This is a genomic window from Pseudomonas sp. P4795, assembly GCF_048822895.1.
In the GTDB taxonomy this organism is placed as follows: domain Bacteria; phylum Pseudomonadota; class Gammaproteobacteria; order Pseudomonadales; family Pseudomonadaceae; genus Aquipseudomonas.
This window is the reverse complement of the sequence record NZ_JBMFBT010000016.1, coordinates 1-14,969: the sequence shown is the minus strand read 5'-3', so window position 1 is coordinate 14,969 and position 14,969 is coordinate 1. Positions and strand designations below refer to the sequence as shown.

The 14,969-nt window shown below is 53.7% G+C and carries 17 protein-coding genes; 11 read left to right on the top strand and 6 right to left on the bottom strand.

Annotation, left to right across the window (positions count from 1 at the left end; all coding sequences use genetic code 11):
- Positions 1-6: 6 nt before the first annotated feature.
- The 4 genes from ACOI8A_RS27340 to ACOI8A_RS27325 are packed head-to-tail and all read right to left on the bottom strand — an operon-like array spanning position 7 to position 4,122.
- Positions 7-696, bottom strand: coding sequence for a type IV secretion system protein (locus tag ACOI8A_RS27340; RefSeq protein WP_420657907.1), 690 nt, complete (start codon positions 694-696; stop codon positions 7-9).
- The gene (locus tag ACOI8A_RS27335; protein WP_420657906.1) at positions 693-3,377 is read right to left on the bottom strand and encodes a type VI secretion protein; all 2,685 of its coding nucleotides are present in this window, start codon (positions 3,375-3,377) and stop codon (positions 693-695) included. The genes ACOI8A_RS27340 and ACOI8A_RS27335 overlap by 4 nt, the downstream gene beginning before the upstream one ends.
- Positions 3,364-3,657, bottom strand: coding sequence for a VirB3 family type IV secretion system protein (locus ACOI8A_RS27330; protein ID WP_420657905.1), 294 nt, complete (start codon positions 3,655-3,657; stop codon positions 3,364-3,366). Before ACOI8A_RS27330 ends, ACOI8A_RS27335 begins: the two co-directional genes overlap by 14 nt.
- A gap of 3 nt (positions 3,658-3,660) precedes the next feature.
- A complete protein-coding gene (locus tag ACOI8A_RS27325; RefSeq protein ID WP_420657903.1) occupies positions 3,661-4,122 on the bottom strand; it encodes a TrbC/VirB2 family protein in 462 nt (153 codons plus the stop codon).
- A gap of 939 nt (positions 4,123-5,061) precedes the next feature.
- Between ACOI8A_RS27325 and ACOI8A_RS27320 the strand changes: the two genes are divergently transcribed.
- The 11 genes from ACOI8A_RS27320 to ACOI8A_RS27270 all read left to right on the top strand — a co-directional run bounded on the left by ACOI8A_RS27320 (position 5,062) and on the right by ACOI8A_RS27270 (position 13,153).
- Positions 5,062-5,835 (top strand): ParA family protein, encoded by a 774-nt coding sequence (locus ACOI8A_RS27320; protein ID WP_218585540.1) that lies wholly within the window; start codon positions 5,062-5,064, stop codon positions 5,833-5,835.
- 10 nt (positions 5,836-5,845) lie between these two features.
- Entirely contained in the window at positions 5,846-6,772 is a 927-nt protein-coding gene (locus tag ACOI8A_RS27315) for a ParB/RepB/Spo0J family partition protein (protein WP_420657901.1), read from the top strand.
- Positions 6,769-7,119 (top strand): TrfB-related DNA-binding protein, encoded by a 351-nt coding sequence (locus tag ACOI8A_RS27310; protein WP_420657900.1) that lies wholly within the window; start codon positions 6,769-6,771, stop codon positions 7,117-7,119. The genes ACOI8A_RS27315 and ACOI8A_RS27310 overlap by 4 nt, the downstream gene beginning before the upstream one ends.
- On the top strand, positions 7,116-7,601 hold the full coding sequence (locus ACOI8A_RS27305) for a hypothetical protein (protein ID WP_420657898.1): 486 nt from the start codon (positions 7,116-7,118) through the stop codon (positions 7,599-7,601). The genes ACOI8A_RS27310 and ACOI8A_RS27305 overlap by 4 nt, the downstream gene beginning before the upstream one ends.
- A gap of 34 nt (positions 7,602-7,635) precedes the next feature.
- Entirely contained in the window at positions 7,636-8,052 is a 417-nt protein-coding gene (locus tag ACOI8A_RS27300; protein ID WP_420657897.1) for a hypothetical protein, read from the top strand.
- 269 nt (positions 8,053-8,321) lie between these two features.
- On the top strand, positions 8,322-8,951 hold the full coding sequence (locus ACOI8A_RS27295; RefSeq protein ID WP_420657895.1) for a recombinase family protein: 630 nt from the start codon (positions 8,322-8,324) through the stop codon (positions 8,949-8,951).
- A gap of 473 nt (positions 8,952-9,424) precedes the next feature.
- Positions 9,425-9,994: a hypothetical protein gene (locus ACOI8A_RS27290; RefSeq protein ID WP_420657894.1), complete on the top strand. Its 570-nt coding sequence runs from the start codon at positions 9,425-9,427 to the stop codon at positions 9,992-9,994.
- A 39-nt stretch (positions 9,995-10,033) separates the two neighbouring features.
- Complete coding sequence (locus tag ACOI8A_RS27285) at positions 10,034-10,795, top strand: hypothetical protein (protein WP_420657892.1); 762 nt, start codon at positions 10,034-10,036, stop codon at positions 10,793-10,795.
- A 143-nt stretch (positions 10,796-10,938) separates the two neighbouring features.
- Positions 10,939-11,436, top strand: a complete 498-nt coding sequence (locus tag ACOI8A_RS27280; protein ID WP_420657890.1) for a hypothetical protein — start codon at positions 10,939-10,941, stop codon at positions 11,434-11,436.
- 9 nt (positions 11,437-11,445) lie between these two features.
- Positions 11,446-12,714, top strand: coding sequence for a DUF1173 family protein (locus tag ACOI8A_RS27275; protein WP_420657888.1), 1,269 nt, complete (start codon positions 11,446-11,448; stop codon positions 12,712-12,714).
- Positions 12,715-12,757: 43 nt separating this feature from the next.
- Entirely contained in the window at positions 12,758-13,153 is a 396-nt protein-coding gene (locus ACOI8A_RS27270) for a hypothetical protein (RefSeq protein ID WP_011117394.1), read from the top strand.
- Here ACOI8A_RS27270 and ACOI8A_RS27265 read toward each other — a convergent pair.
- Positions 13,150-14,433: a Y-family DNA polymerase gene (locus tag ACOI8A_RS27265; protein WP_420657887.1), complete on the bottom strand. Its 1,284-nt coding sequence runs from the start codon at positions 14,431-14,433 to the stop codon at positions 13,150-13,152. The genes ACOI8A_RS27270 and ACOI8A_RS27265 overlap by 4 nt on opposite strands.
- Positions 14,423-14,851 (bottom strand): LexA family protein, encoded by a 429-nt coding sequence (locus tag ACOI8A_RS27260; protein ID WP_011475352.1) that lies wholly within the window; start codon positions 14,849-14,851, stop codon positions 14,423-14,425. Before ACOI8A_RS27260 ends, ACOI8A_RS27265 begins: the two co-directional genes overlap by 11 nt.
- Positions 14,852-14,969: the final 118 nt, after the last annotated feature.

Genomic DNA, 14,969 nt, shown 5'->3' with positions numbered 1-14,969 from the left:
CGAGAATTAGTCTTTTTTCCAACGGAAGAACTGTTCGTTCTGCGACGTTGCTTGGTTTTCCTGATTAGCCAGGTTCGCCTGCAGGTTCATGTTCAACGCCTGCAGCTTGGACTGGGCCGAAGTCAGCATCCCGTTTTCAGTGGCGATCCGGTTTTGCAGATCGGCGGCGTCCTTCGCGTTGGTGGTGTTATCCACTTGCATTGAAAGCGTGGTCAGGTTGTTCAGGTGAACCTGTACCTCGCTGTACAGCGCTTCACCGGCAGACATGGCGGCTACGACAGAGTTAGAACTGAGCTGGTAGCCCCGTGCGCGGTTGCTGTCAGGATTGGCGAACAGCTCTTGCGGCAAGGTGTTGACCAATTCCTCGTAATACGACTGCTTACTGCCGTATGCACCAGAGTTCTGACGCGAAACTACTTCTTGCCAGGAACCGGGCACCACCGATGCAGAGTTGATCGAATCGCTCAGACCGATAGCACCACGGCCATAGGAACCGCGCATGTTGTTCATAATGTCGGTCTGCGTTTCGTACTGCTGTTTCAACACCTTGTATTGCTCGCGCAGCTCTGCGAGGTTTTGAGCCAGTGCAGCCCAGGTGCCCGCATCGCCAGTTGGCACGCCTGTAGCGCCTGCCTGACCGGTAATCGCCATGGTCATGGCAATAGCCAAACTCAGTTTCTTTATCGTCTTCATCATCGAATAGCCTTCAAGTTGTGGGTGTTATTGGCCTTGGCCTCTGCCATGAAAACTGGCACCCAGACCTCGGGGTCATTGGTGCCCAGGCGCTCAATGATTGAGTACATCAAGGCCACACCAACATCGTTTGAAGACAGGACCGGAATGAAATCGGACAGGTCTTCGTCAGGGTTATCGGAGGACAGGTCGAAGCACGCACGAATCGATTCCTGACCGCGACGAATCAAGAACTTGCGGTCCTTTGGATTCAGCTCGCGCAACCACTTCTTTTCTTCCTCCGTCAGGTTCTTGTGGTCTTCGTCTTTCACCGAGTCGCTGGCCAGGTAGATCTTGGTTACGGTCTGCTTGTCGATGGAGTCGGTTTCACTGTGGAAGTACTTCGCGTCCGGGGTGATGAAGATCAAAATCCCGTTTTTACGGCGGATCTGCATGATGAAATTGTCAATTCGATTGCGCCAAAAATCGTTTTTGACCAGGTTCTGCCCTTCATCCAAAACCAGAATGAAGGGTCTGCCATTCATGGCCTGCTCAATGCAGTGCAATGGGTAGCTCATCACTACCGGCAGTTCCGGGCGTGCTTCGCCGCCTTTCATCAGCTCTGACATTTCAAAGCAGTAGTGCCGGGATTTACTGAGATCGAAAGTATCGGTTTCGTTATCAAATACGCCGGCGTTTGCACCTTCAATGCCTTTGGCCCCGTGCCAGATGGCCATGATGTCGGCTAATGCACCGTGCCCGTAGGTCCAAACGACATTGCGCAACCGGCGATTTTCGTAGGGCAGCTCGTAGTTCTCGTTTACTGCATCCTTGAACCGCTTGATATCGTCGGACTCAGTGGCGGTGCTTGCGTAGCACTCCCGCATCTGGATCTGCAGATCGATCAAGTAGGCACGGTTCTCAGCCGTGTCAGGCAGCTTGAAGGGGTTCCAACCCATGCTGTTGTGCGGGGAAAGGATGGAGTGGACGCCGCCCATGGCCATCATGAAAACGGTGGCCCCGTAGCGCATGTCAAACCAGTACACAACCGGCAAAGCTTTGTCCGCCTCACTGACTGTTTCAGCGATCAATGCCGTTTTACCCGAACCGGTGCCTGCAGCTACACCAGTGTGGCCAGCGACCATCCCTTCCAGTTCACGGTGGTAGTTGAAGTTGTATTGAGTACCGCTTTCCGTTTCGAAAGCAGTGATTGCAGGGCCCCAAAGGTTGCCGTCACGACGCCCGCGAGCAAAGTTGTGCAACGATGCGAAGCCCGCAAAGTTGGTTGACTTGATCTTTCCCCGACGACCGATAAGAGCTTCTTGTTGACCAGGTAGCTGCGACCAGAAGAACGTCTCAAGGGCCAACCACTCACGAACCGACTTGACGTTCAGGTCGACAAAGCACCCTTCGATCAAACCAACCGCATCATCCAGTCGCTTCACATTCGCTTTGCGACTCTCGGCGGTGGTGTTTGCGTCTGATGGAACGTGAATGAAAATGGTCAGGTGATGTTTACCATTGACCGTATCGCCACGGCGCAAAGCACGGATACCCTCGGCCAGTTCCTTGGCATCGTCCTCGGAGATTTTGTGTGGATCCGCAACCTTGAGACGGCGAGTTTCATCCATCATTGCCGACTCAGCTTCAATACGGTTTTCAAAGAAAAACGATTGAGTGATGATGAATTCCACAGGCTGTTGCAGGAATTTGTTCATCATGCGAGACGGTGTACGACGCGGCCATTCGGCCATGCTCAACATGGAACCGATGCGCGCTGACGTACTGCCGCGAATCTCACACATGTTTGCCAGGATGCGGAAGTTCAACCGGGCGTAGGGCAAAGCCTCCTTGATTTTCAGTTCTGTGACCGGAATCTTGCGGTACTCAAGATTGATCAGGTAGTTGAAGAAGCTGCTCAGCTCGCAGTATTCCTCGCCCAGGTAATCGTAAACAGCTTCAGCGTCGTACTCGGCGTGATCGCCCAGCTGGACCTTGAAGTCGTCCCATTTCCACTGGAAGCGGGCCACTGCTTGATACGCAGCTTCGCGATCAACTACACCGTTGGTTGCGGTCGGATGACGCTGGATGCGCAGACGGGTAGCGCCGTAGTCGGACAAGCCCCGCAGTACAAGGTTTGCGGCCTTGTAGAGTGAGTCGGCCATCGCTTCATGTGTCTCGCCTGCTTCATCTGCAGCTGAGTTACCAGTGACCAGCGCAATTGCCCGATCCATCAGTCCTGGCACGCCAGAGCGAAAGCGATTCCGAACCAGCGAGATATAGATCTCGTTGACGTAGAAACCTCTGTTCTCATAGCGCTTGCGCAACCGGGCATTGAAATACTTGGAGAACCAAGTACCGCCCTGCCCTTCTGGAAAGTCGATCACCTTACGGCGGATGACATGAACGTAAATGGCAAAATCACTGCTTGCCACTGTGCGTAGCACGGTATTGCGGCGTTCTTCGAACAGCTTGATTTGCGTGCTAGTGAGCGAGTCGAACATCAGGCCATCAATCTTGATGACCTGCACCAGCGAATCCTCGCCGGTGATGACTGTTTGATCGTCATAATGCACGTCATACGGCACCATCTCGCTGACCACCAACTCATCGAGATCCTGATCGGACCCTTCTGGATGTTGGACACCAAGCGAAAGATCCATATTTCGCACTAGCTTATTAAAAGCTTTATCAACGAGGCGCATAACTTCTATATCCCCACAGTTTACGTAGCCGTGATGCTCTCAACTTGAATGCCGCTCTAAGCACACCAAACAAGTACACGTCTTTGCTACAGATCCAGTACGCAGCGGCAAACAGTATTGGCATCGTAGCGAGCACATAAAGTGATCGAAGTAACAGTGCTGCCAACACTGGGGTTATGAGGCTGATCAAAATACTCGATAAGGTAAACGGCCCCACCATTGATGGCCGGGCCATCGCCACTACGAGCACTTCACCTTCATCAGGATCTTGCTCGGCCATGGTTTACCTCAAGCTTGATTGAGCGCCTTCTTTGATCGTGTCGACAAAGTTCGGGGCAAAGAACACCAGGAAGATACCGAATACCGCCCAGCCAAACTGGCCCCACGACATACGACCGGACTTCGCCTGGAAGCCGCAGAACGCAATGGCTGCGATACCCAGGTAGTAACCAACGTCAAAGATGAGGAAGGACACGAAGTCCTTGGCCATGCTTTTCAATCCACTGAAATCCAGTGCCGCATTGGCGAATTCAGGGATCAGGGCCAGCGAGAGAATCGACCCCAGCGTCGCTAACTTGGTGGCCTTGGCCATCCAGTCATTACGCATCAGCGCTTTGTGCGACGGGGTCTTTTGCGAGAGAACGCTTTGCAGGGTTTGTGATGCCTTGGCCTTGAGCCAAGTACGCCAACTTTCTTTGTGCAGTCCTTCTACGGTGCGTCCAACTTTGGAAGTTTGAGATTGCATACCATTGCCTCTTTCATCATGACGGGGAACCCCCGTACGTTACTGTTATTACTCTAAAAGGGTTGTTAGGGCAGGTTTCCTTTATGAAGTCGATAGCAGTATCGGCATTCTTGAATAACCTGGTTTTCCCTAACGCGGTTACAACGTTGTAAACCTGTCCCGTCGAAGGACTTTCAATAATTAATGCCCACTTTCGTCCGTCGCTGTCGATTCGTTCCTCAAGAACGACCCGGTAGTCAGGCTGTGCGACGGCGAAAACCGCCAACTCTCTTTTGTCTAGGCTCTGCATCATTTCCCCAGGGCAACCGTTCACTAGATACAGGGGCGATACTGGAGTCCTACACGTCTTTGATCTAGATCCCACCTCTCATTTCTTCCCTCTATCGGGTTTTATTCCATGAAATCGCCTTTTCGTGACACAGAATAAGCATTTCATTTAACTAAATCAAGGTTTCATTTGTAAAAAATTGGATCCATGCAGATAAAAAACGAAAGGCCTAGCCCCAGGCATTAGCCCGGCTACGGTTAAGGTTCTATAAGTGTTTGAAAGGGTTGCGAATTTCCATATTCACGTCATCGAGTGGTGCAAGGCATCGCCTCGCCTAAGAGCGGTAGTGGCACCAAGACAGTGCTTCACGCGCTAATGACAACGGAAATGACATTTTGTTACGAACAGGAGACGAACGGTCAGAATGCCCGGTCTAGAGAGGTCGGGCGGCGGACAGGAGCCGCCCTGATCCGCCACCCTTGATCAGTGCCCTATAGATGCGCAAGGAAACGCCCCGCTCTATAGACCCCCGACCCGGTGCCGATTTTAGCAGGCTGCCTTTTTCTCGCATGCGAGAAAGAATGCAAAGTAAACCCTATCAAGGTGTTGACCAAGGGGTTTACCCATGCAAGGATGTGCCTACACAAATCAACGCTCACCGGAGAATACCCATGGCGATGAAAGTCACAACCGTGGCGAACCAGAAAGGCGGCGTCGGCAAAACGACTATTGAAGTCCATCTTGTCAGTCTCGCAGCCGAGCAAGGTAAACGCGTTCTTGTCGTCGACCTCGATGAAGGCGATCTGTCGCAGTTCTACCCGCCTCTCGAAGACGGGGACGACACAACCTATGTCCAATCAAGCATGCTATTCAGCGACGAATATAAGGGCTTGTACCCTCGCCAGGTCGCGGCAAACATCTGGCTAATCGAGGCCGATGTTCCATTGCTGGATGTTGACGACATGGATCTCAGCATCGTGACCAGGTTGAAAGAAGCGCTCGATCACTTCTCCGCTGATTTTGACCTCTGCATGATTGACACACCGCCCAACCTACAACGCCGGATGATCGCCGCGCTCGCAGCATCTGACGCGGTGGTGTCGCCCTTCAATATCAGCGGTTTCACACTCGCTCGCATGCCCAAGCTTCTGTCCACTATCGAAGCTGTGCGTGAGCAGTACAACCCGAACTTGCAGTTCCTCGGTTTTCTTCCAAACCAGATCAACAGCCGATCAACCAATGAAATTGACCTGTTGCCAAGCCTTCAGGAGAGCTATGGCGATGCCATGTTTCCGGTCCATATCGTTCACCGGCCATGCATCAACTCGGCACTCGCTAGCGGCAATCCGGTTTGGTGGAAAGCGAAATCCGGTAGTCAGCGTGCTGCAGGACGGGAAATGAAATCTGCCTGTGCGGCTGTTCTTGAGAAGGTCTGGTCAATCTGAGGTAGATCACATGACGACGACACCAAATCCTTTTGGCAGGGCCGTTTCTGCGACTGCCAAAAAACTTTCGGATTTTCAGAAGAAACCGGCGCTCAATGATGGTGAAACCATCATCGGCGTCAGCACCGGTGAAATCCAATGCATCAAGCAGATTCGAAACCGTAATAACCCCGGCTTTTCCAAGGAGTCGCTTGAGGAGCTGGGCGACGACATAGAACAGAACGGACAGATCGAGCCTGCAATTCTCCGTCCCCACCCCAACCCCGAATCAGGTTTCAAATACCTGATGGTTGCAGGTGAACGCCGTTACCTGGCTTGCGAGCTGAAAGGGATATTGCTGAAAGCGGTTGTGCGAGAACTTACAGACGCACAGGCCAAGCGGATCCAGCGTTCCGAGAACGTACATAGCGAAAACCTCAGTCAGCTGGACATTGCACTCGCTCTGAAAGCCGACAAAGACGAGCTGGGTACGCTGCAGGCAGTTGCTGACGAATGGAACAAGAGCCTCAATTGGGTAGCGGAACGGATCGCGTATCTGGAAAACGTAACCAGTGAAGGGGCCAGCCGTGAGGCTGTTACCAAGGGCATCACTGCGGATATATCGACCGTCAATGATCTTGGTCGCCTTGACCGCTTGGACAGCAATGCAGCTGCTGACCTGCTACAGCGTGCAGACGCAAATCCAGATATGAACTTGCGGACAGAGGTAAGAACTGCGCTGCGCACCACCAAAGCACTGCGCGTCCACGGCGGGTCTAAGACAAAAGCGAAACCGGTTGGCCCTGCCCTTCTGGATGATGCACTCGACAAGCTCCGCGAGGCCAATACCGTCCTGTCCGCACAGGTTGAAACCCTGCAATCCGAAATCGACTATCTCAAAACCGAGCTGGATAAAACGCGAGCCGCCCAGGCCGAGAACTGGAAAGCACCGGAATGAGTAGCCGAGTTGCTGACCAGGACCTACGGATCCCGCCCGATGAATTCGAGCGGATCCGTTCAACTTCAAAGATGCATGCCCGCAACCTCGATGTTGCCTATGAGCTGCTGGTTGAAGGCAAGGGCCTTGTAGCCGTTGCAAATGCACATGGGCTCACCAAGCAACGGGCACTTGCCATTCGCGACAAAATTTATTCGGCCTACCTGATGAAGACCCCCGAAGGCTGGAAGTGCGCGCAGATCTGCGCACCCACCGACATGATCGATCGCTTCGTCAAGGAAGCAGATGCAGAGCGATTGCTCTATTGGCAAACGCACTCAAGTACCAAAAAGGAATTGAACCGATGAAAACCGCTCTATTTGCAGCCCTGCTTGGTTTGACAGTTATGCAGGCCCAAGCGGGAAACGAGCCAACCCTGTTAGAAGTCTATCCAGGCGCATCGTCGCAACTGAAAGGGGATGGCTCCAGTTGGGAAATGACAGTTTCTACTGTGTACAAAGACAATACCGGCAAGCTCGTTACGAAACCCGCTTACACGCTCACAACAACGTCGGGCCAATGCGCTTTTGGGCGGGACCAGGTTCTGGACATGAAGGGCGACTTCAAAGTCAAAGTCGTTGACCAGTTTTGTGTGGGTTCTGAAAAGGGCGATCAGACCTACGTGGGTGCATGGATGACGTCCCCATATCCGAAAGATGCCGCAGACTGGCCAACGCAGGATGAAGCCCACTTTGTCTACGGAGAACGCATCGACGTACGTATGGACAAGGTAAACACATCGTTGAAGTCAAAATCTGGAGTGTTCGAATACAGTGTTCGACGGCTGTAAATCAACCCTTCCGTAAATACATACGAGCCCGACCATGAACAGTGACAAACCAGTAACCATGAAAGAGCTGTCCGAAATCCTACGCCCTGTATCCGAAGCTGTGAGCAGAATCGACCAATCCTTGTGGCTGATGGCTCAGCTTCAACTTGCCGCTGAATTCGAACCCGACCAAGCCCAGCGGCAGAAGCACTATCAAAAACTGGCAGATGCAGATCTCGCTCACAAGAAAGCACGGGAAGCACTGACCGAAGCGCAGAACAACAAATCATTGCCTTTACCTGATGTTGGCCACACCGAGCTGGTGAAGCAGTACGGTAAGGAGAAGGCTGACGAACAGTACAAACCCGTAGTTGATGCTATGGCGCTGATATCAGCAGCATCTGATCACCGCACGGCAATTGAAAATGCTGTGCCGGTACTGACAAGGCTTCGTGAAGCTTGGAAGCGCTGAAAACGGCAACGATGTGTCCCTGTATCGTACGGCACAGGGGCCTTACCCTCCCCGCCTGGCGACATCCTCACCCACCGCAGCGCCTGCACGAAAAAGCGAGTAATCAATGTGACGGGGTGCCCCTCCGAGGTGTGACCACCCTGTCATATTTGGGTATATCTTAAGTAAGACGCGGCCGCGTTCTCAATCGGCCCGAGCAATTCAAATTAAGTGACAACCTTTCTGATACACTTTGACGAACACACCCAAAATGATACAGAGAGGATCCCATGTTCGTCCGTGCCTACCTCCGAGCATCCACCGAGGACCAGGACGCAAGTCGCGCCCGTGATCAACTGGAGGAATTTGTGGCCAGCCATGGGAAGGTTATCGCTGCCAGCTACATGGAGAACATCAGCGGCACTCTAGCTGATCGGCCAGAGCTACAACGACTTCTAAACGATGCGCGCCGGGGTGACGTCATTCTGGTTGAAGCTATTGACCGGCTGTCTCGTATGAATGACCAAGATTGGCGGTCATTGCGAACAGCTATAGACAGCCGAGGCTTGAGGATCGTAGCTGTCGACCTTCCCACAAGTTACCAGGGACTCACGTTGCCATCTGGTGACGAGTTCACTGATCGGATGTTGGCTGCGATCAATTCAATGATGACCGATATGATGGCGGCAATCGCACGGAAAGATTATCTGCAGCGTCGGCAACGGCAGTCTCAGGGAATTACCAAAGCAAAAGCCGCAGGGGTCTACAAGGGCAGACCGGCAGATCTGGAGCTTCGCAAGCGTGTCCGTGAGCTTCTGGCTGCTGGCTTGGGTATCCGAGCGATAGCCCGTCATGCAACTTGTTCAACCACGACTGTGATGCGTATCCGGGACGAACTCGTTGAAGGTTTTTCCAGTTGAGCCGGTCGGGAATGAGTGACTAGCGAAGGCGTAGCCGGAGTCTGTCATTCATTCCCGACTGGCCGCCGCCGGCAGGCGACTTTGAGTACCTAACAGCCACTGCATAAATTGGAGTCGTTAGAGATCATAAGAACCAGGAGATAGAAGCCCTTGAATTACGGGGCTTCCAGAGCATTACCTAGCTCACGTCTTGCACCAACCTCAGTTCACCTACTATGCACCACCATCGCTCACTATCCATGAGCTAACCCCCGCTCACTATCTGTGAGCTAGGTTAGCTCACTATATGAGCTACCCCCCCCCATGAGCTACCCTTCGCTCATCCTTGAACGATATCCCCCATTTTGTGAGAGATAACGTGCATGGATGCACTACATATCGCTCACGGCATGAGCTAAGATAGACCTAACTTGTACGATATCTTCCAAATTTGCACGATATCTAACACGCAAACACAGCTTGCCGGAGGCACAATGATTGATGACGAAGGGGAAGTCCGCGCACTGGTCCAACCGACACAACGCGGCACATGGGTTCAGACCGAACGAGCGGGGCATGAAGCATGGGCAGCTCTCATTGCTCAAGCGCCGAGGGCCGGGCAATTGATGCACATCATCGTTCAGCATATGGATAAGTCCGGCGCATTGATCGTCAGCCAGTCGACCTTGGCCAAGATGATGGACACATCCATTGCGACTACAAAGCGTGCTATCAGCGTCCTATCCAAGCACAACTGGATTCAAACCATCAGTGTTGGTGGCCAACGTGGTGGAACCCTTGCGTACGTGGTGAATAGCCGAATCGCATGGGCAGATAAGCGCGAAAACCTACAGTACGCCCGCTTCAATGCCAGGGTGCTTATATCGTCCGAAGACCAAGCCGATCTCGGCAGTGACAAGCTAAAGCAACTGCCGACCATGAGCGATGGGGAAATCCAATTGCCAGCTGGCCCAGGTATGGAACCACCGGCCCAAGAACCGCTGGATGGTGTCTATCTGCCTGATATGCCCTCGATACCGCATCACGGAAAAAACGATGTTTGAACCCTTGACCCACTAACGGCAATTAGGCGGAAACGAATCATGGCAGATAAGCGCGATGAGCTGACGAAGGCAAAAGGCATTACAGCTGATGTTGTAATGGAGATAAGCACTTATTACAGCGCCAAAGACATGCGCGGCGTACAGACTGGGCTTAGCAGCGCTGCCCGCGAACTACGTGCCTTTACACAGAACAATTCACTGCGTGGACGGCTGGGCGCCAAGCTTTCCCTAGAGCAGCATGAATTGCTGAAAAACGCTGCTGCACTCCTGGACTCAATTAAGTACAACGTGGAGCACGTCAAAGAGAGCAAGGACCGCACTGAGAAAGCGACGGCCAAAAAACGTCAGTTGTGGGAACGAGAAGCCGAACAATTGGTTAAAACCCATTTCAAGCTGCCCATGGACACTGTAACCGAGCAAATCCGGGTGCTTGAACTATCCCTGATCGCTCAGGAAGTTTTGGGGCAATCAATCTATTTCAAGGATCATTTGCAACTTCGCAAATTGATGCAAGACGAACCCCCAAAGTGGGGCAACCATTCTGTAGCGCAATGGCGTCGTAGTGAGGTTTCAAGCCTCTTGGCAGATTTGCATTATGCCTTTCGTTCCTATCTAAGCTGGGATCTGAACATAACCCCCGGCGAGCAGTTGAAGGAGCTGGATCGCAGCCTAGAAGCAGCCCGCGCCGAAATTCTGGCCAGACCTGTGTCCGTAGAAACTCTGCGCATTTGGAACGATGAGCTAAAGAGCGCCGCATTCATGACCAGCGCGATGCCTTCTACCGATAACTCTAGGCCCTGAAATGACGAAACCCGCAGCACGGCAATGCTTGCGGGTTTCTAGGTTTTTTGCGAAGGAGCAAAAATCCACGGCCTGAGTATACACCGGGTACGTGGGGTTTTACAGCGAACGGATATGCGTTCCCAACCGGAAAGGTACTTACCATGACCATCATCAGATTCCACGAAAACCCCGCAGAGTATGCGCCGAGCTTCTTTTTCAATCATTGCGGCTCGATGCCTTGGAGCGGACGCCATGAATCAGAATTCAGCGGGCTTGAACTGATCGAGCTGTTCCAGTTCTGCGAAGAAGAAGGCCACCGTCAGGGCTTGAATGACGCCAACCAGGACCGTATTGGCAGCCGGGAACACGCCCCGTTCCACCAAGACTTTATGGGTGGCTACCCGAAAAGTCTTTGGGAAAACGCCTATTGGATCGGGGTTCAAGCCCATGGCGACACCTCACCGGCAGCGATAGAGCTGGAAATCCAGAAGGTCTTGAGCGCACCGGATACCAGTCGCTGGCTTTGCGATGCGCTAAACAGCGCATTGGATCGTGATTCGACCGACGCAACGAATGACGCCGAGTACCTGTGTGACTTGCTAACGCGGCGCACTAACGCGCTCTCACTGGCCAGTGATGCAAATTGGGACGATCAGTAGGAGGCTTCTATGTCTGATCAACGATACGCCGTGTCCATAGCACACGGCGATTCAGTCAAGCAGTACAGTGAGCAGTTCCAGACCCAGGCCAGCTATGCAGCACCATGGAAAGCGGTACTGCAGAAAGCACACAAGCAGGCAACTGTCAGTTGCCAATGCTCTGGCACTGGTTGCCGCCTCCTTGCTGTACGGCATATGTCGGATAGCGATTCATTCCACCTTTCGCGTTATCCACGCACCGGCGCCGAACACGCCTTGGATTGCGTTTACTACTCGCCAGATCCCGATAAATCGGGCCTTGGCTCGTACAGTAAAGGCGTGGTTGAAGAAACGTCCGAGGGTGATCTCAAGATCAAGCTCACCCTCTCGTTACGCAAGAAAGAGCCCGCAGACACTGGACACGCACCCGAAGCCACCGGCAGCAGCTCGGGCAGCGGCAAAGCCACCAAACCGGCCATGACCCTCTTGGGCTTGTTGCACCTGCTTTGGAATGAAGCCGGGCTCAATACATGGTCGCCGGGCATGGCAGGTAAACGCGGGTTGGGCCTCGTTCATAGCAGGCTGCAGGACGCAGCAGATCGAATGCTTGCGTCGAGAATGCGGATCGGTGATGCGCTTGTCATTGCGGCAGGGTCGAAGGGGTTTCAATCCGAGGCCAACGAGCGGAAGGTCAAGAGCGCGATCAAGAACAACCGTCGCTTATTGGTGATCGCTCCGCTTGCAGGCCATACCGAAGACAGAGAAATGACCGCAGCTCGCTACCTGACAATCACAGGTTTCAATGGCGTACCTCGCATGTTCCTCGATGACGAGATCTGGTCGACCGTTGCTCGCCGATTCAAGCGTGAGCTGTCGGCCTGGAGGCAAGGACGGCGGGTTATAGCGATTGTTCAGACAGATCAACCCACAGAACCGGGTAAAGCACAGGCGCTCAATGTCGCGTTGATGGTGGTCAGTGACGAGTGGATCCCGGTGGAATCGTCCTATGAAGCGGTGATCGAGGCGAGGTTGCGTGAGGAATCACGCAGGTTCGTCAAACCCTTGCGGTTCGACTCAAGCGAAGACCAGGTATTCCCCGACTTCTGGTTGATGGACGCCAGTGCCGGCACTGAGTATCCGATGGAAGTCTATGGCCGTGCTGATCCCAAGTATCTGGCACGAAAAGAGGTAAAGGCTGATTACTACCGGACCCACTACGGGACCAGGTGGTGGGCATGGGACGCAAGCACCGACCCGAAGGGAGAGGCGATTCCTGCATTTCCCCCAGCCAGAAACTAAGACAATTCTCGCACGCGAGAATGCCCTGAATAGGAGGCTGCGCATGAGCGAAGTCCTTGTTAGCACCGTCCATCCAACGCTTGGCGCGTTGTATTGGGTGTATACGTCAAACGCCGGTTGCAACTACCCCGACCACTACACCATCACCGACTGGAGCGAGGTGGCCACACGGTTTCCGCACTACTGGCGGGAACACGAACACCTCCGCTGGGTTCACGGCAAGCACATTGGCCAGGTCTTCAATTCTGATGACCCCTACGGTAGTTACGCAGAGGTTGAAGACGAGGAAACCTTTGAAACGTCTTATGGGAAGCTGTCGGGAATGCTTGCGGATCTTCACGCCAAAAGCGGGCAGTCCGTTGATGAATTCGTGCAATGGATGAAAAAGGCTGACTGGGTTGATGTTCCAGCCCCGGCCAAAGAATTCTTAGACGACTAGCATTGCACCGTCCACATCTGATCCCAACTGGTCATGTAACTAGGGCTCAACAGAGCCCTACGCATGCCCCAGTCCGGCGACAGGGGCACAGCTGCAGTGCGTAAGCAGTCATGTCCCCACCGTCTGTTGATCTTGTCCATAACGCTCATGAGCGCGTCAGTACGCGCCGGTTGACTCGGGGTGAACAGATCTTGCGTGTACTCACCTCGCTTTCGCAGATCCATCAACATGACCTCTGCTTTGCTGTACGCAAAGCCCGGCCTATAGATGCCTTCCAATGCACGCAGCGCGTGCTTTGTCAGCACGCGCACGTCATCTGTTGGGTAGTCGGGAATGACCGTGGCTGCATTGGCGTACTTCGGACCGTCTCCATGGAACGAGGTCTGTATGCCGATCCGCAGGCCACCGCACAAAGATCGCTGCTTGCGCAGCTTCTCAGCGGCCTTGTGGATATAGGTGGCCAACGCCTGGCCAAGCCCCTCGATTGTGTGGACGCGCTGACCAAACATCTTGCTTGAGCAAATGGTCTGTTTGTCCGGTGGGCTTTGTTCCATGTCGATGCAGGACTCGCCGCGAAGCTCCCTGATCGTTCGTTCCAAGACCACTGAGTATTTGCGGCCCATTGTTCGCGGCTCTGCGTGGGATAGCTCCCACGCTGTTTTAATGCCTTCACCGGCCAGGTTATCGCGCATACGCCTGCCAATGCCCCACACTTCTTCGACAGGCATCCGGCGCAACAACCACTCAACAGCCTCCGGCTTGCGCAGGTCTACAACACCACCGGTTTTCTCTCGCCAGATCTTCGAGGCATGTTGTGCTGCCTTGGCGAGCGTTTTGGTGTGGCCGATGCCCACACCTACCGGCAACGCGACCCACTGCAGCACGCGCGCCTGAATAGCTCGGCCCACGTCCACCAATGGTTCGCGCTGGTCCTCTAAGCGTACGAAGGATTCGTCAATTGAATACTGTTCCACGGCACTGACCAGGGACGCTGTAGCCATGGCCATCCGGTGAGATAACTCGCCGTAGAGCGTGTAATTGCTGCTGAACGCTGCAACACCGTTGCGCTCCAGAAATGCCCGGATCTTGAAATATGGATCTCCCATCTTCAAACCAAGCGCCTTGGCCTCATTGGTGCAAGCCACGATGCAGCCATCCGAGTTCGAAAGTACCACCACTGGTTTACCCCTCAGCTCGGGCCGGAAGATGCGCTCGCAGCTGCAGTAAAACTTGTTGGCGTCGACCAGGCCGAACACAGGTCGCCGGGGTTCAAAGTTCATGAGGCGACAGACTCCAAGTCACGACGCCAAACACTTCGACGGTGCTGTATTCGTCGGGAGTGACGGCCTTGTATGTCGGGTTTGCTGATTCGAGTGTCCACCCTGCAGCTGACTTGGCCAGCCGCTTTACCACGGGTTGGTTGTCGACATACGCCATTACGATGTGTCCGGAACACGCCGTCACTGTCCGGTCGATGATCAACCGGGTTCCGGTGAAAATTCCGGCATCGCGCATGCTCTCGCCTTCGACTTTCACGATCCAGATATGAGGTGCGCGAATGTTCAACAGTTCGTCGAGCGAAATGGGCGGTTCGTAATAATCAGCCGCTGGACTGGGAAAGCCACCGGCAGCGGTGCAGGACAACAGTTGAAGCGGGATGCCAGATCCCAAGAGAGGCTGGATTGCTACGACTTTCATAAATCACCGGAATACTGTTTGCATGTACAGTAATCCAGCCTTTACGCGACAGCCAGCGGGAAGTGATAGAAGGAACGACAACCTGCAGGCGTGCCCCCTTCGGGGGACGGCTCTCGTA